Raw genomic sequence first — 17172 nt, 5'->3', positions numbered from 1 at the left:
CTATCTCTGTTTTCCCGTTTTTCCCGAAACATTGCTTCCACGCTCCTTTTCCGGACTGCGCTGTTCTTCCACTTCGATCATACGCTCATTCACTTCTGCATCGTTGAAACACTCGTAAACCGCGTCCAGATCAACGTCCTCCGGTTCCAGAACCTGCGCCGAATCGCAAAGGAAAAAAGCATGTTCCGATATCAGATCATAGTCTGATTTTTGGATTGTTGTGATTCCATAACGATATTCCAGCAATTCCATACAGGCATTAATGAGCTGCACGACCAGGGAATCCACAGGCTTATATGGCAGTGGAATCTCTGGGGTCTCCTGCCATGTCTTTGCAGCCTGCAGGATCCTGTAAAGATTTTCTTCACTGTATGAGCTGATGTCCATACGTTCTGCCCTGCACTTTTCCATGTTAGCCATATCTTCTTCCAGAGTCCCCTCATGGATCATCTGCAGGATATCTTTTCCGGTCCCGCCATCTTTTAATACCCGCGCTGCCACATGCATTTCATTTGGATATAAACACAATTTTTCCTCCGACAGATTTAGGACCTTTATTGCGGTGTCTCTGTCAAAATCTGTTTGGATCCTGTTAAAAGCAAAATAATAAGAGTCCAGCCATTTCTCTACTGCCTGATTTCTCGGCATTTCCCTGAATCCGTCATATTGCCCCATATCGACGCATTCCTCTGCCCAGGCAACCCATTTCTTGATATTTTCCTCTGTCTGAAGTAAGAGCCGCTTTTTTACAGCCAACACAAAAATCTCTCTATTCAACTATATTCCTCCTCACAACCCGCCAGTCTTGCCTTTTCCGTAATACCGTTTCTTTGGCACTCACTCTTTTTCCTGCCATTAAACATGGTTATTTTTCTCCCGAATCTCATGAATGTTTGTATTAAAGAGATCGTAGATAATATTATTTTTTCTGACTCTGGCATCAAAAGGAATAATGGTCTCCCCATGCTTTAAAATTCCCATACCGGAAGCACAGTTGCTAACGTACTGCAACTGTGCTTCTGGTATGCCTGCTACTTTGGAAAGTTCCTGGCTGTCTACATTGGCTTGTTTTAGCAAGGCGATAAATTCCGAGTTGGCTAACATCGTAACAGCCGTATAGCTCTGCAGCATATCGGTAATATTCTGTGTCAAGGCCGTGCAAAGCCCGCCTTGCTTTCTTACCTTTTTCCACAGGGAATAAAGGAATTTTCCAGAGTATTCACTGTGTCCGGAATGCTCTCCCGTTCCTAACAGCACATGGCATTCATCTATGTATAACCATGTCGCCCTCCCTCTCTCCGCATTTCTGGCGATCCTCGTCTTGACGTTCTCGAGCATTACCAGCATGGCGATTGCACTCAGTTCCTTTCCCAGATCACGAATGCCATAGACAACGAAACGGTTATCAACGTCTATATTTGTCTGGTGGTTGAAGATATTTAAAGAACCATTGACAAATAACTCCAAGGCAAGGGCAATATCCCTGGCTTCTTCCTCTGGCTGCTTCATTAAAAGGTCATAAAAATCCGACATCACCGGAATATATTTTTCCTTGCTCATAGCAATATCCAGATATAACTTTCTGATACAGCGGTCAATGATGGATTTATGGCGGCTGTTCAGCAGATCTAACATAGCCTGTTCGCACAGTCCGAGCATGAACTCCCCTTTTTCACGGATCAGCCCCTTACTGTCGGCAAGGTCTAACTGGTCCACATCAATCCACAGAGGGTTGATGTAATTTTGAGTATAATTTGACAGGTTAAGGCATTCACCGCCCAGATTCCTGGCAATATCAAAGTATTCGAGCGTCGGGTCGATGACCAGGATATCATCATCGGTCTTTAAAAAAACGCCAAGCATTTCGGACTTGCAGAAGAATGATTTTCCGCTGCCAGGCACTCCGAATACCATGGCATTGCCATTGGTCAACTTTTTCCGGTCTGCAACGCACAGGTTTTTTGAGATTCGGTTCATCCCATAACATAAGCCGGACGGCTCATAGATTTCCTGTACGTTAAATGGCATTAAAGCCGCGATATCCCGTGTCAGCATCGTCCGCATCGTTTCTACCTGGCGTACCCCAACCGGTAATGCAGTATTTAACGCCTCTCGCTGCTGCAGGTGATGGATCTCCATGTTGCAGAGATATTTATTTCCAATCGTCTGGATTGTCTCTGTGATACTGTCGAGTTCTTCCCTGGTGTCAGCGATCAGGACCATATTGACACCGCTGAAGAACAGATTTTGGTCATTTTCCCGGACGTCGTCCATCAGCGCTTCCAGATTTTTCTTTTCTACCTTCTTTCCGTAGCTGATTTCAGATGCAAAGTCATTGTTCTTATTTCGGACCCGCTGCTGACGTAAAATATCTGACTCTACACCAAGATATTTTTTTTGCAGGGTTTTTGTTGTAAGGTCCTTTGGAACAGGTACAATGTCAATGGATGTTATACTATGGACTGGCACGCCGGTAAGCTCATTCACAAAAGTATCTGGCAGGCTTGTAGGATAGCGCTTAATAAAAATAGCCCTGCATACTTTCCGATCTGTTTCAAATTCGTTGGGAAAAAACTTAATCATGGAACCACAAATATCATTTTTGTAGTCCTTTTTGCTTTTCACATATTCGTCAAAATCAAACGAAAAAGTTTCCTCCTCGCCAATCCGGTAAAAATTATAAAGGATACGGAGCCGTTCTGCCGCATCAAGCGGCTCCAGCTTAGAACCTATCTCCTGGAATTCCTGCTGCATCCCCCCTTCAAAAGTATTGAAAAATGCTTTTGCCTGTTCATAGTCTTTTCGTTCAACGGTGACTGTTAGATAACGCTCCTGCTCAATTCCCTGTTTTCCCGCTACGATCCGTTCTTCTACAATGTCATTATAAACATCACGCAGATGGTCAAAACCATCATTCTTATCCGGGATCAGGACATTACGCCTGAACTGGCTCATATCTTTGTTTTTATTGTAAATGGTGATTTTAAATGCAACATCAATCGCATTCACCAGTTTGCAATACTGTTTTAAGAGCTCATATTGATCACCTTCCGAAACCGTAACATAATTAATATCTGCAAAGCGGTATACTCTGCTGTATCTATTTTTGGTATTTTCAAAGATTCCGTCCTTCGCGATCCGAAGGATCTCAATCTGCTGCTGTACACTTTGGGGGGCTGTATATAATGGCTTATCTGCCTTTTTTAATAATGTAAATCTATCTGTAAAAATTCCCACTTCCGTAATCCTCCTTCATTCAAGGTAGGCTACGGGAAGTAAGTAGTTTAACGAATCCCGTAACCTGCTGGTCGCTAAACTACTTCCCACTATTTAAGTGGGATTATTTCAATCTATCTCATAAATTTATAGGCAAGAACCCCTGCCACTGTCACGGTTAAAATTCCTACAGTGAGGATTATTAACCGCTTTGCTCTCTTCTTTACTGCATGAAAGTCCTCTTTTCCGTCAGGATGTGCTTTTGCCTCTTTTTTCTGCTGCTGTGCAATCAGTTTCTGCTCCTCTGCAAAAGCTTCCTTTATCAACTCCACATCTTCTGTTGACCTGTATAAACATGGCTTATTAAAAAAAGACATCTTTATCATTTTCCGGACAGTCTGCCAAAAACTAAGTCCATTGTGATTGTAAAATCCGGTTAATGCTATTGGCACCACGATAGGCGTTGCCAGATAACAGGATAATGTCATGCCAATCTTATTGTACAGGCCAAGCACGACCCCCGCCCCTGCCCCTAGGGACAGAGCGCTGAATATAAACTGTTTTGCAGTTAGTCCCATCACAAAGCTTTCTTTGTAATGCTGCAAATCTCTGCTGATCTCTATGTCCATTTACCTCATCTTACCTTTCTTTACATTTTCAATCCGCTTTTTTCCCTCTTCAAAATAGTCCTGGCTGATCTCTATTGATATGGAATCCCTATCCAGATCCAGTGCGGCTTCAGCAAGGGAAAATGAACCCGCATACTGGTCCAATATCAGCTCTTTTTCGTTTGTGACAAACTCTATGATCTGCTTCAACAGCTTTACCGGCTTTTCTGCCTGGTGTACACGCTCCCCCTTTGGGGGCGGTTGTATGTCAAAAGCCGTGGGCAGCATCCCCTTCACGCCTGACATATAATGGCAGGTTCCCGGCTCCGCCTTATCTTTTTTTGCATCTGGCCTCATATCTCTCGCACGCCCTTTGCTGAAAAAAAAGATATCTTCTGTGTTTTTCGCCTTCCTGCCCGTGTTAGCAACAAAATTTCCTTTTTTCCATGCCACCTTTGCATAGTAGGAAAAGCCGCTTTCCTTCGCCATAGCCTTCACCTGGTAAAGATATTCGTAATTATCTCCATTCTCCTCTGGTAAAAACTCCACGAGAAAATGTCCTTTCTTCAGAACACGGAATTTTTCATCCAAATCCTCCTGTGTATATTGAAACAGGTCATAGGAAGCAAAATCTCTGTTTCCCCCCTTTAAACTGTTTTTCAGCAGATAGGGATGGTCTGTGATGATGGCATCAATGCTGTTATCCGCAATGAAACTTATATCACGGCCATCTCCCTGTATCAGCATACAAGTGATATCTTCATCTTCTGCATTTTTCTTCGTTACGGTATATACGCCTTTGCCAAGCCGCTTAAACAGTCCTTTATTGATACCTTCATAGATTCTCGCCCGGATGCTGGGCTCTTTCACCTGTTTTTCCGCATACTGATATACACATTCTTTTGCATCGTCCAACGAAAACTGGTCTGCGTCAGCAAAATACTCAAATAATGTCATCTGTATCCCTTTATCCTGTGCCGCAGCTTCCATAATACCGGCCTCCTTTGCTTATAGCCCCAGGGCTTTGCTCGTCAGACTCTGCGCGCCCTTGACACTACCCACTGTAAGGGCAACTGTGAATGTCATTTCTCCGAGATAGATCAAAGTCTTTGTCCAGTCCGCATAATTTCCCATGAACTGGGGCAACCCTGAACTGATAAATGCATTACACAAGATAATTGCTAACGCCATCGTTACCGCTTCAAAAACAACCGAAAGAAAGTATTTCGTAAATTGAACGCTTGTCGCACTTACTCCACGATTTCCGGCAACGGTCGCATATGCGATACTGCCAAACGGCACGACAATAAGGATTTTCAGGAACCTGAAATAAACATTGTAGATCAGGAAAAAACCGCATATTAAAATGATAAGACATAAAAATACAGCCAATATCAAAAACACCAAGCTTTCTACAAATCCCAGATTTTTTATGATATCTGCCTGCGCCGGGTCTATTGTAACCTGTGTGGCCTCACTCCCTCCAATCAGGCCGACAAGATTTCCAACACTTGTAAATATGGCCCGCATGATGTCCACATTGTAAACCACCAGCCACTGTGCGATCCCAATCCGTATCAGCATACGGAGTATCACTTCAAACCGCATTTCCTCCCGCACGTCAATACTTTCCGAGCAGAAACCTATCACAAAAAATAAAACAACCAGACTCGAACCTACAGCAACAAAAATTGGCTCAATTCCAGTAATGATTCCCCACGGGGCGCCGCCTTTAAATGATGTTGGAGACTGTCCAAGCAGTTCAAAGACCATATTCACTTGACTATTCCAAAAGCCAAAGACAACTTCGAGAAGTGACAGGATTGCTTCGCCCAAATTAAAAATATCCATTTACTCTCACCTCCTGTATTTGGATATTGCCATTACCAATGTTCCTTTATAATAATATCTAAATTTTATCCCTGCTCTCCCACCACTGTCACCTTCCCTTCCTGTACGGATAACCACGTTTATTTTCCTGGTAAGACTCTGGAAGAGCAAAACGCGGCGCTACTTGTGCGCCATCGGATATGATCAATCCTTTGTTTACCATATCTTTCAGCACTTCATCTATCTTGAAACTGAAAAAATAGATGACATCATGACCCAGACAAATACGGATATCACCCTTATAATACGGCACCGGATTCGAAATCCAGGCTGCATTCAACCTCTCGTGGGATATTTCCATAAACTGAATCACCGTTTTCTCATAGGCATCCAGATGTTTGTTATAATAGTCCCTTGCCTCAATAGTCGATGGTATGTAAACCGTTCCATAACTTTTCAGAGCCTTATAGTGGAATGTTTTCCCACTCTGCAATTTTTCTTCTATTTCAGAAAGTGAACTGGAAAAGAGGTTTCCGTCTATTGACTGCTCCATGATTCGCAGGCATTCATCCCCCCGCTGTACCAGGTCATCGTCTGTTTCTAAGCCTAAGCTGGTGTGTAAATTTCTGAACGCTTCACGTACTTTACATGCTTCTTTCACATGGAATCCCATATCGGTAAATAAATCTTTACACTCTTTCCTGAATTTCGGATTCCCCCCTTCTTGCACGGTCTCACCCCGCCGGCCTTCTATTTCAATCAAAAAAGACACATGTAGTAATTTAAGCATGATTTTTCCTCCATTAGCTGATTCCCAGGAAAGTTAAGACCGTACTAATACCTGCCATGATCAAGCCTGCCACAATTCCTTTGATTGCGGAGTTCATGCTACTCGAATCCTGCTGCTGATAACTCTGTGCAAATTCCATTACGTTTTTTGCGAGGATAATCACGCCGACCGCTCCGATAATCGCAATCACAAGATTTTTAAGATTATTAAGTGGTGCAGTGACTACATCCGCCCCGGACGCATATACATTTGTCGTCCAGAGTACCGTTGCAAAGGCAGCGCCTGCGGCTACCTTTCCTGCTTTGTCAATCATTTTTTTAATGCTGTTCTTCTTTTCAGTTAATTTCTTCATTTTTATAATTCTCCTTTCTTAAAAAGGGCGCAAAAAAAAACAGGCATAAAAGAACCTAATGCTTGCGTCCTCTGGTTTGCAACAGACTCCCATATATCTGCTCTTAGGCAAAAGAAATATGGAAAAATCAAGATTCTGGCAGCCCAGTCAATTGTCCGCGGATTTCCCGCATTTCACCAGCACTGCTTTCAGCTTTGAAGTGAGTTAAAATATCCTGGTAAGAAAGTCCTCCTACCAGTCCGAGACGTATTTCTTCTAACTGCTCCAATGAATAATTCTCATTTAGAAGCGCTTCGTTGAATTGTTCTTCTGTAATCTGCCCGGAATCCTGTCCAGAATCTGGTTTTTCCAGATTATCTATTTCAGAGATTTTCCGGTTTTTCTTTAATTCATCCTCAGAAAATACCTTTGCTGGCATATCCGGTTCCTGCAATGCCAGTAATTCATCCAATGTTATTTCATCAATATGGACATTAAGCCCCTGGTCCCGCTGCCGTTCATAATATTCAAATGACTTGCGATTCAGCAATTCACATGTAGGTATCACGTTATCCTTACGGTTAGGAGTATGATGATAGGGCGGCGCGCCCCCATCGAATGTCTCTCCGTAAAGTTTATGTCCCGGCGTATTGTATTTTGAGTCTATAATGGGGTCAAACCCTCTGATAAAGATCAGGCACTTTTTATTATCTAATTTACGTGCTTCATCCGGTGTCAAAAGTTCTCTCCCTAAGACATCAAAATTCCGGCTGCTGCTTCCATTTTTTCCTCTCGTCTCCCCGGAACTGCGTTTATCTATCGTAGCCTTTCCCAGCATTTTGGAAATGTACTCATGAGTGCTTTGTTCATTTCCACCCAAATACACCAGTGTATCACAGTTTCCTGGAATCACCTCCCAGGTTTTCTCAAATAGCGCCTTAATCTGCGCCAGATTCTGTATTATGATGATAGAACTGATCTCCCTGCTTCTCATTGTTGAAAGCAGGGAACAGAAGTCATCCGGTAACGCGACGTTTGCAAACTCATCAAGCATGAAGGTCACATGGATAGGCAGCCTGCCTTCATAGATAAAATCCGCCTGAAAATATAATTCCTGGAAAATCTGGCTGTAAAGCAGTCCTACAATACTATTATTTGTTTTGTCCGAATCTGGTATCACGCAAAAAAGAGCGGTCTTTGTCTTTCCATCTCCATTCCTGCCTACACCAATTTCCGGAATATTCATATCATCATGGTCCAAGATACGCAGTATCTGTGGGTTTTCCAAAAATGCCAACCTGGAATTGGCACTGATCACGATGCTTCGCACCGTGTCTGCCGCTCCCCTGATTACTTTGTAATACTGTTTCACAGCAGGATGGTTACTGCCCTTTTTCCGCTCAAGCCGTTTAATCCTTCGGTCCAGATCAGATGGAGAACCATCGTCTCTTACTTCTGCCTCCCCCAGAAGTTTTAATACCGTGGAAAAATTCTGTTCACTTCTGGGACATTCCAGCCACACATAATAAAACAGAGCCTGAAGGTATAACGACTCTGCTTTTTCCCAAAACGGATCATTACTCTGGGAGTTTTTTGGTGTTGTGTTTGCGATCAGGTTTGTAATCAGTTTCACCACATCGGATTCCCTACGAATATACATGAATGGGTTATAACAATCGGATTCTTCCATGTCCAGCAGATTCAAAACCTTGACGACATAACCGTGCTCTTTTAGAAAACCTCCACAGGCTTTTAAAATTTCGCCTTTTGGATCAGTGATTATGTAAGAGGAACGGTTAAGCTGTAATAAATTCGGCTTAACAAAGTAAAAAGATTTTCCCGCCCCGCTGCCTCCGATGACAAGCGTATTCAAATTTAATTTGGTTTTCCTGGTATCCATTCGCATACGGACATTTTGACTCAAAATCCTGTTTTCTGTTTCATCTTTTTCAGACAGCGCCTGGTTTACCTGGTTGATATTTGCAAAAACAGCAGTTCCGTATTCTTTTCCCGGCATATAGTTTCTTCTGCTGGTCAGATACATGGCAATAGCGATAACATATACAAACTCTGCCAATAATATCCCTTTTAAGGTTGTGCCATTAAAGTAATTCCCAATGGGATGTGCCATCACCAGATTAAGGCGCTCCATAAAAGTATTGATATCAATACCCTTTTCCCAGATTCCATTGAGCAGATAACCGCCATATGCGGCCAATATCCCGCCAAGCACAAGCAGCCAGACAGGAGTTTTTTTCTTACTTTCCACTATCTCCCTCCCCGCTTTTTCATCTGGGAGGCCATCTGCCGTTTCCGCGTTTCTTCTTTTTTCCTGTACAGCATGTCCCTGGTTTCCTTCAGGACCGGATCATAACTCTGGCTGTATAGCTGTTCTCCCGTCCGTTTTCCAATAACCCGGCCTTCATTATTCACAATGCTGTAGTCCTTATCTTTTTGAAGGCTGGCAAATATCGTCCTCTTCTCTTCACTGATATGGGAGATTGCATTTTTCTCAATCCACAGATATTCATTCCGTTTACCCGGAATCCGTGTGAGGATCCTGTTGTCAGTTTCTTCTACAGCCAGACTTCGGGCAATAAATATCTGATGGATATTGGGATCACCTTTCGAAGCCTCTTTCGCATGCTGCAGTACCTTCTTTTGCCGGTCATTCATTTCAGACATCTGCTCTGTTTTCTGGGGCTGCCCCATCCCCTGTATGATAGGTTCCATCGCCTCGGTCTTCTGCCATTTATCAAGTCTGACATATTCATCGAACTCTCCTGTATCCATTTTAAAGGCTGTACTGCCTTCCTCATTGATTTCCAGGATTCCCAGGTCCTCCATATGCTGTAGTATTGGCTCCACCTCCGCCCAAGGCATATCAATCGCATTGCTGATCTCCCCAACACTTGCCCCCGGTGTCTCTGCCAGAAAAGTACCAACTGCTCGGAATCCAAACGGAGAAATGGACGGTTCTTTATGGGCGATCTCCCCGTTTGGGTTCTCTTTTCCCCCCTTTTCTATCCCATATGTTTCCTTCAGCTCATTTTCTTCCCCATTATCAATATAGTCCTGTATGGATTCAATCCTGCCGCCGGACACTTCCCCTATGATCTGGTTCACCCGTGGCGTAGCATCAGAATGAAATAATATCTCACTCTTGCCGTCCGCTTTATTTATATCTGGCAGAAGGGCATAACGGATTTTATACTTATCCGCCAGTTTCTTAACTTTTTGGATATCAACCGTGTCAAATCGAAAAACCTGTAGGTCTCCCCCAGTTTTCAGAAGGTCTTTTACACTTGTTCTTCCGTATAACCGTTCCATCTCCACCAGCTTACCAAAGATTTTCCCGATATCTTTTGCAGTATGTATCCCTCCGCCGATAATCTTCATAAAAATTTCTATACCCTCGAAGGATACCCGCAGGATTTGGGTTGCTTCCTGTATTTCTCCCATTTCATTCACCTCCTGGACACTTCATTTTCCCTTTTCTTCTCCTCGTCCTGCTTCTGCAGTTCCGTTATCATACGGTCCAATTCGTAGTCCACATTTTTATCACGCAGGATCTCCATCAGAAGTTTGTTTGCTCTTTCCTGGTTAATATTTGCAACCTCCAACTGGATGATGTATTCCACGATCTTTCCCTGCAGTTCACTTTTGCCGCGTATACTGTACTGCTCAATGATACCGGAATCCAGATCCTCCTGTGACTTTTCTCGGACTGCGGCGATATGGATAACTGCATCATGCACACAATCCAAATCCCGCTGATGAAATGCATACCCTAAAAGAAGCCTTTTATCATCCTGGGTAAATGTAAAGTCCTGCTGTTCCATCAACTGCATCATATAATAGCATTCCCGGACCATCTTGATATTGAATGCCTCACTCATCAGCAAGCCTCCTCTCACGCACCAGCATCATAATCTCACGCATTTTCCGCATTTTATCGGCAGTCAGATCCTTCTTGATGATCCGCATCACTTCCATATCTGACAGGCCGGAATCAAATGCAGACCGGATTTCTTCAAGCTGCTCCGAAGACAGCCCTTCCGCTGCAATCTTGTCCAAAATATCCGGCGTCTTCTGTGGAAACAACTTATCCAAAAGTGTTTTTTTCGCTGTCTGTGGCGGCTCCGGTCTCCAATATGACGTAGGTACAGGCTTTTTTCCTGCCCTCTCAATTTCAATAGATTTTTCAGCCCCCTGTACTGTCTGCACTTTAACATCTGACAGCTTCGCTTCCAGATCTTTTATCTGTGCCTCCCGCCCGGCTGCTTCCTCCTGCAGTTTCTTAATCAGGTTGTCCTTTTCTTTCAGGTTGTCATATAAATCCTTGATTTCCTGGTTTTTTTCATCCAGGACATGCTCTTTGACCAGAGACGAAAGCACTTCAAATTTTTCGTTGTTCTCCTTAAACTGCTGTAGGGACGTCTCCATCATTTTGATGAGATTTTCTGTGTACTCCCGAAAAGCGGTCCCCTCCGCTGTATCACTTGCGTTTTTTTTCGCTTCGATCAATTGGCTTCTCATTTTTTTCATACGGCTGGCCGGGAGGTCCGGTGTCGCATAGGACAATATTTCCTCTTTCGTAAGCCCGGAAACAGATCCAGAAACAATTTCTGGAATCTGATACTGGTCAAATGTCCCCTGACAGCACAATTCGATCAATTCACTGTCAACATTTTCGAGAACTGCATAAACTGTCTGGCGCATCTGCTCCGCGTTCAGCTTCGGGATTGCAAGCCGCCGCACATCTTTAATGCCTAACCCATATTTAAATGCCATCTGTATGACCTGAACCTGCTCCGGTCCCAGCTTTTTACGGCATTCCTCAACATACTTCTGCTCTTCTACCGTCATGTCTCATATCCTCCTGCATTAAAAAAGACAGTCCAATCGGCTGTCTCTGCTTCAAATTTCTCATCTCACTTTTTGAGAATCCACCCTATTCTTCTTTCCACCAGCCTGCACTTCCTGCCGTTCTACGGCTTTCTCTCGCAGTGGTCTATACACGGCTCCATTCCTGTGCATTTTTTCTTCGAACTCATTTATATGGTAAAGATTACTCCCTACCTCAACATGTTCGTCATCAATGTAACGGCATTTGTGTTCAATAGCCTCATTCAATTTTGTAGTCACTACAATTTTTTCCCCATCCGGAATACGGAATAAATCCTCACCATCATAGTCAACAAACCGTATCCCTCGTTCTGCCCTCCTAATGTGCTCGTCAAGCCGCTTTCCCTCATAACAGGAGCAGTAGAAATTCATACGGAACGCATCGCAACGTAATAAATAGATATGTTCATCTGTGTCCACACGAATCCCATATTCTGTGTTATATTTCCCTTCGAAGGCACTGCCTGGATGATTGCCTCCATATTTCACTGCCCCAAATCTGTCCTCCAATATCCCTTCATAACGATCAGAACGCAGAGCCTCGATAACCTGGTCAAACTCTTCTTTAAACTCCGGTGTTCTCATATGTTCCCGGTGATCAGGCCAGACAATTAAAAATGTTTTCACATTCCGGAAAAAAAATCCCTGCGCAAACCCAATATTACCTGTCAGCCCATCAATCTGCGTACTTTGTGGATAAGCATACTTCCTCTCTTGTTCATTTAATGGTCTTATTTCTAAAATTGTTGTTTACCTGCCTTTCCTCGCTTTTTTAGTTGCATTGTTTTGCAAATTGCTCTTAGCCTTCCCCATTCCAACAGGAATTTCAATGGTAATCCCCTTCTCTGATCCAGTAAGACCATTTATCATTTTTTGCTGATACGGTTTTACGGTTCCCTTTTTTCCTTCTGAAATCGCATTTTCCTCAAGCCAGCCCTGCAAGTCTGCTAACGGCATTATGATTATTTTTTCCATAAAATCATTTGCAGCAATCGCCTGATAACCAAAGCCCTGATTCATACGGATTATTTTTTCTGCGTATTCTGACAGCCAACTGTATTGTGCATGACTTTCTAACAGCTTGATTTTTTTCCGAAAAGATGAAACAAATAAATCATATGGCATGGAAAGGCACATAAGGTTATGACTTTCAGCATAACTTTGTGCATCAGCATAACTTTCCTGCTCTGCTTCTGTCACATTCCCTGCATTATCTAAAAACTGATATTTCATATTTTCCTCTCAAATTATATATTCTACCGTCCCTTACTTAAACGATCCGGAACTTTATCAGCAATCTTTTCCAGGGACGCAATCATATCTGAAATCCTTTTTCCGGCCCCATATCCTTTATCCAGCGCAGATTCCAGACAGTCGATCATACTCTGACGTTTCTCTTTAATTCCAATATCCCTGTAGATACGTCTCACAGGGTCAGACTGGTCATCCCAGGCTTTTGCATATCCGGCTTCAATATAAAAGGGAAAAGCTACATTTTTCATTACTTCGTTTATTTCCCATGCCAATTCCTGTTTTTCTCCATGCTTATCCGCTTCTCTTACCGTACCGACCGCGTCTATTTTGTCTGTCAGGCTGATACCCTGTTTTCTGGCTGATTCTGGTAAAAGAGAAGAGCGGTATAGCAGAAAACAGGTAAGATTATTCCTTAACTGGTGATTGCCCAAAACTTCCTTGATCCCCGGAATCCTCATACCTGCAGGTACACGCTCTCGAAAACTCTCGATATAGGCTTCTCCCAGGCTGTATTTCTGTAGATATCCTGTCACTTCCGATGCCAGTGCTTCTATTTTTTTATTTTCATAAATCATAATGCGGTTCTCCCCTTCCTTTATCTATATGCTGTTTTTTACTTTGCAATCGCTCCTTCTGTTCCTGCAGGATTTTCTTTCCTATTCTCTGCTGCCTTTTCACCCCCGCCAAAACTTCGTCTATGCGGCGGATTTTCCCCTGGGAATCCTGGAACAACTGAACCGTCTCCGAAAAAGAAATGCCTAAATCAGACATTTGCTTTTTCAACTGTTCTGACCTCTGATATTCTCCTTTGAACTCCTGATACCCCTCTTCATACAGAGAAACTTCTATACTCAGTTCCTGTATTTGTTCCCACAGGGCAAATGCCTCTGGATTGGCATCTTCCAAGTCTTTTAGCTGCCTTTTCTCCTGTCTCAGCGCTTTTGCCTGACCTGCTAATACTTTCAGGACATTATCCAGGTCATGGTCTGTATATATCTGATATGCAGACAGGAAATTATATTCTTCCTGCAGCTCATGAAGTCTCCGGATATCCTCCTTATACTTCCAGGCATTAGAGTATGGTTGTTTTTTGATGACTCCCAGCCGGTATAGCCTTGCAAAGTATATTTTTTGATATCCAGTCAGCTCAGACTTCCTTCTGGGAATATAACCGGATATCTTCTTGATTTTGGGCGGCAGTTTCAATACAGGCTTTGGTAAATCTTCCTCCCGCATAGGATTACACAGCCGTTCCCGTATCTTTTCCTCTGTATAATCACCTTTTAGAGTATCCAGCCTTCGCCCTTTATCCATTCCTGGAGGTTTTATCAGCGTATGTGCTCCATGCTTTATCTCATAGCCACGCTCCTCCATTCCGCTCAAAAATTCGTCCCAGTTTTCCGCCTGTGCTACAACCTGGTCGATGTCACGACGGATCATATCATTCCAGACAAAAATTCCGTCCTTACTCTGGTCCCAAGTCTTATCTCTTTTATGCTTCCTGTTCTCTCGAACCTTGTCCATATCGAGAGTAGCCATATGGTACTCTTCACAGATTTTATTGACGAGAGGCTGTATGATGTTATCCCAGTCGCCATTTCTGTAATCGTACTTCAATCCCTGCTCGACACAACGAACACTGTTAAACACAATATGCCCGTGGATATGGTCCGTATCATCATGCAGGGCATAAACAGCCTCAAACTCTTTACCCAGGTATTCCTTCACAAATTTACCTATGATCTCCATGGCAATATCTTTATCAACGGTATCTGCCGCCTCTTCAAACGATATGATAATATGGTATCCCTGACGGCCTCCCATCTTGTTATACCGGCGTTTTGTATTCAGCATCTGATTTAGCGCCGTCTCAGGCAAACAATTATACCCTGAAACATACAGCCCGTTTTCAGACTTAAAATCTTTTGTAATATAAGAGATCGCGTTTGCAAGATATTTTGCCTTAAATCCTGACTTTGCACATCCCATGTGCAGTATTTTGCTGACAGCCATAGTTAAGTACCTGCTGATTCCAACAAACTGACTACCTGTTTCACGGCTTCCTTGATCTGCTTCATATAGACATACAGCCGTTTTTTATCTGATTCATGGTACAGGCCGCTGTTATTGTTTTTGGTGATCTGATTGATATTTATGCCAATATGGTTCACTTCATTAGTAAGGCTCTGCATTGCCTCCAGCAAATCCGGGTAATCCCTGGGGCGGTTGGTTATCAGCATTCTCATGTATTGGGATTCTTTTAACCCCTGTTCTTCTGCTTTCCTCCTTAACTCCTCCAATTCCTCCGGGGATAGCCGTATTTCCTTACGGCAATTCTTAATTTTTGCTTTTCCCAGCCTGTTCACTCTCCTTCCAGCAAAGAAAAAGGAAGGAAACACAGCAATCAGCAATGTTCCTTCCTACCAGATACACTCTTACTATCTATCTTATCACCCGACGGCCCGCTGTTATCTCCACAGCAGGCAGTACGCCATGTAACCTCACCTGCAGCTCCTTTTGAAAATATGTCCTGCTGAAAGCAGTATTTAATATCTTCTCATCAGATAACAACCCCTGCAGGACCTGAAACAGGTTATCCCGTTCCTTCCCGCCGCAAAACACAAAATAATCCCTGATATCAGATATCATTTCATAATTTGATTCGCAGGCATCATCTATCATATGGTCAATATCTGTCTCCAGACACTCACCGTTTTCCAAGTCTGTCCTGTAGAGTTGCCCATAACCGTCCGTTTCCAGTGTATACCCGCTGTTTTTTATATATTCCAGCACCTTTTCAGCTTCTTCGGCGGTCAATGGCAGCAATATATCAAATTCATCAAGATATTCTCTCAGTTCGTCCGGTGTGTCAATCCGTCCCAAATCATCCCCTTCTTTCCGTAATTAATCGTATCATCAACAGGATTTTTTTCTCCAGTGATTCCTTCTTTAGTTGGTTATAGAATAAAGTCTGTTCAAACATGACATCCAGCAGTCCTTCATCTTTCTTTAGGTTTTCAACTGGTCCAGAATTTCCTGCTCTGCACTTTCATCTTCCACTTCTTGATAGTCAGAAGTTCAGCCAGTTTTTTCTTAATCTGCTTCCGGAATATCCTTCTTTTCACAAATTGCCCGCAAGAATAACGCTTCTGATTCCCTTCCTCGGCGGTTTTCAGTCTGCTATTCCCGCTCAACGACTTTTAATCTTATGTTGGGATCTTACTATTTTCATAGAATCCTCATCACGGTTTTGTAAAGTATTCTGTAAACCTCCACTTTCCCTAACTGGAAATAAGTCATTTTCCAAGCAAAAAGCAGCATATCTTCCGAATCCCTGCATGTATTTTAATTCATTTGTATCTGTTTCCTTTAAATTATCCCATATAACCAGGCTCGCCTCCTTTGTTATCTCCACGATCTGATAACCCTCTTCCAAGAGCTGGAACAACTTTTGATTTGTCATACATTCTTCTTCGGAAAAGGTTTCCGTTTTATAACTAAAAGGATCAATGAATTCCATTTCGCCTTCGTCACACTTAATACATGCCAGATAAGCCGGATTCCCTTCATGGTCCTGTTTCATAAGAATATAATAGAGTTCATACACATCACAGACACTGTCTTCCCTGCGTTTTTCTATTGCCATATTCAATCTCTTCACGGATATCACAGGCCATTGTTCCAGCGCTTCTATTACTTCCTTCATCGGTCTTCTATCTATGTAGTAGCTTATATCTCCAAGGTGTTCTTTCCAATATTCAACCAATTCACAGCGTTTTTCTGTTTCTTTGATCTGCTGGTATATTCTACGGACTACATCCGCCTCAGACTCCCCTGCATGTCGGATACGCCGCCATTCCATTTCGCTTATGGACTTCACAGCCCCGCATAGATCCCAAGCTAAAGACTTCAATGATCAAGTACCATACCATGTTTCAGGTTATCAAATTCAGCCAAACCGTTTAATGCATCGTAAATTAAATCTATTGTCTCCCTGTCTGCTGCTTCTTTACTTTTATCCAGCAGAAAAATAAGAAGTTCTGTCCTTGTATCCGCAAGTTTCAATGAATCCAACACATCGCCTCCAGGCACATAGGTAAAATCCAAGAAAGCTTTTTCAACAGGAACTTTTTCAAATAACTCTGTTACCTTTTTCTTTAGCTGTTCAAAATCCTCCTGCTCATATTGCACAAATATATCCCCTTTCCTGTGAGGCCGGTCCGGACTGGCTCCGC

At 43.0% G+C, this 17172-nt stretch carries 19 protein-coding genes; all 19 read right to left on the bottom strand.

Annotated elements, in window-relative coordinates; translation table 11 throughout:
* The 19 genes from H8S80_RS06640 to H8S80_RS06550 all read right to left on the bottom strand — a co-directional run bounded on the left by H8S80_RS06640 (position 1) and on the right by H8S80_RS06550 (position 17128).
* Positions 1–777, bottom strand: a complete 777-nt coding sequence (locus H8S80_RS06640) for a hypothetical protein (protein ID WP_055651431.1) — start codon at positions 775–777, stop codon at positions 1–3.
* A gap of 78 nt (positions 778–855) precedes the next feature.
* Positions 856–3237 carry a VirB4-like conjugal transfer ATPase, CD1110 family gene (locus H8S80_RS06635; protein WP_055651430.1) on the bottom strand — a complete coding sequence of 794 codons (2382 nt, stop codon included), beginning with the start codon at positions 3235–3237 and terminating at the stop codon, positions 856–858.
* 113 nt (positions 3238–3350) lie between these two features.
* Positions 3351–3845 carry a PrgI family protein gene (locus tag H8S80_RS06630; protein WP_006775119.1) on the bottom strand — a complete coding sequence of 165 codons (495 nt, stop codon included), beginning with the start codon at positions 3843–3845 and terminating at the stop codon, positions 3351–3353.
* Complete coding sequence (locus H8S80_RS06625) at positions 3846–4814, bottom strand: DNA-methyltransferase (RefSeq protein ID WP_006775120.1); 969 nt, start codon at positions 4812–4814, stop codon at positions 3846–3848. It lies immediately after the preceding gene.
* An 18-nt stretch (positions 4815–4832) separates the two neighbouring features.
* On the bottom strand, positions 4833–5675 hold the full coding sequence (locus tag H8S80_RS06620; protein ID WP_006775121.1) for a hypothetical protein: 843 nt from the start codon (positions 5673–5675) through the stop codon (positions 4833–4835).
* An 88-nt stretch (positions 5676–5763) separates the two neighbouring features.
* Positions 5764–6444, bottom strand: coding sequence for a hypothetical protein (locus H8S80_RS06615; protein WP_006775122.1), 681 nt, complete (start codon positions 6442–6444; stop codon positions 5764–5766).
* A 13-nt stretch (positions 6445–6457) separates the two neighbouring features.
* Positions 6458–6796 carry a hypothetical protein gene (locus H8S80_RS06610; RefSeq protein WP_006775123.1) on the bottom strand — a complete coding sequence of 113 codons (339 nt, stop codon included), beginning with the start codon at positions 6794–6796 and terminating at the stop codon, positions 6458–6460.
* A gap of 127 nt (positions 6797–6923) precedes the next feature.
* On the bottom strand, positions 6924–9047 hold the full coding sequence (locus H8S80_RS06605) for a VirD4-like conjugal transfer protein, CD1115 family (protein WP_172682285.1): 2124 nt from the start codon (positions 9045–9047) through the stop codon (positions 6924–6926).
* Positions 9044–10237, bottom strand: coding sequence for a PcfB family protein (locus H8S80_RS06600; RefSeq protein ID WP_207729794.1), 1194 nt, complete (start codon positions 10235–10237; stop codon positions 9044–9046). The genes H8S80_RS06605 and H8S80_RS06600 overlap by 4 nt, the downstream gene beginning before the upstream one ends.
* A gap of 5 nt (positions 10238–10242) precedes the next feature.
* Positions 10243–10674: a hypothetical protein gene (locus H8S80_RS06595; RefSeq protein WP_006775128.1), complete on the bottom strand. Its 432-nt coding sequence runs from the start codon at positions 10672–10674 to the stop codon at positions 10243–10245.
* On the bottom strand, positions 10667–11644 hold the full coding sequence (locus tag H8S80_RS06590) for a hypothetical protein (RefSeq protein ID WP_006775129.1): 978 nt from the start codon (positions 11642–11644) through the stop codon (positions 10667–10669). Before H8S80_RS06590 ends, H8S80_RS06595 begins: the two co-directional genes overlap by 8 nt.
* A 60-nt stretch (positions 11645–11704) precedes the next feature.
* A complete protein-coding gene (locus H8S80_RS06585; RefSeq protein WP_181987956.1) occupies positions 11705–12310 on the bottom strand; it encodes a hypothetical protein in 606 nt (201 codons plus the stop codon).
* A gap of 123 nt (positions 12311–12433) precedes the next feature.
* On the bottom strand, positions 12434–12916 hold the full coding sequence (locus H8S80_RS06580) for a hypothetical protein (RefSeq protein WP_006775131.1): 483 nt from the start codon (positions 12914–12916) through the stop codon (positions 12434–12436).
* A gap of 23 nt (positions 12917–12939) precedes the next feature.
* The gene (locus tag H8S80_RS06575) at positions 12940–13512 is read right to left on the bottom strand and encodes a hypothetical protein (protein WP_006775132.1); all 573 of its coding nucleotides are present in this window, start codon (positions 13510–13512) and stop codon (positions 12940–12942) included.
* Positions 13502–14950: a relaxase/mobilization nuclease domain-containing protein gene (locus tag H8S80_RS06570; RefSeq protein ID WP_055651426.1), complete on the bottom strand. Its 1449-nt coding sequence runs from the start codon at positions 14948–14950 to the stop codon at positions 13502–13504. Before H8S80_RS06570 ends, H8S80_RS06575 begins: the two co-directional genes overlap by 11 nt.
* 2 nt (positions 14951–14952) lie before the next feature.
* Positions 14953–15303 (bottom strand): plasmid mobilization protein, encoded by a 351-nt coding sequence (locus H8S80_RS06565; protein ID WP_242663992.1) that lies wholly within the window; start codon positions 15301–15303, stop codon positions 14953–14955.
* A 76-nt stretch (positions 15304–15379) separates the two neighbouring features.
* Positions 15380–15820: a hypothetical protein gene (locus H8S80_RS06560; protein ID WP_006775136.1), complete on the bottom strand. Its 441-nt coding sequence runs from the start codon at positions 15818–15820 to the stop codon at positions 15380–15382.
* Positions 15821–16127: 307 nt separating this feature from the next.
* The gene (locus H8S80_RS06555) at positions 16128–16850 is read right to left on the bottom strand and encodes a hypothetical protein (protein ID WP_006775138.1); all 723 of its coding nucleotides are present in this window, start codon (positions 16848–16850) and stop codon (positions 16128–16130) included.
* The gene (locus H8S80_RS06550) at positions 16847–17128 is read right to left on the bottom strand and encodes a hypothetical protein (protein WP_147338545.1); all 282 of its coding nucleotides are present in this window, start codon (positions 17126–17128) and stop codon (positions 16847–16849) included. Before H8S80_RS06550 ends, H8S80_RS06555 begins: the two co-directional genes overlap by 4 nt.
* Positions 17129–17172: the final 44 nt, after the last annotated feature.

This window comes from Hungatella sp. L36 (assembly GCF_014288035.1).
Note: the sequence above shows the minus strand (reverse complement) of the source record. Positions and strands in the feature narration are given on the sequence as shown.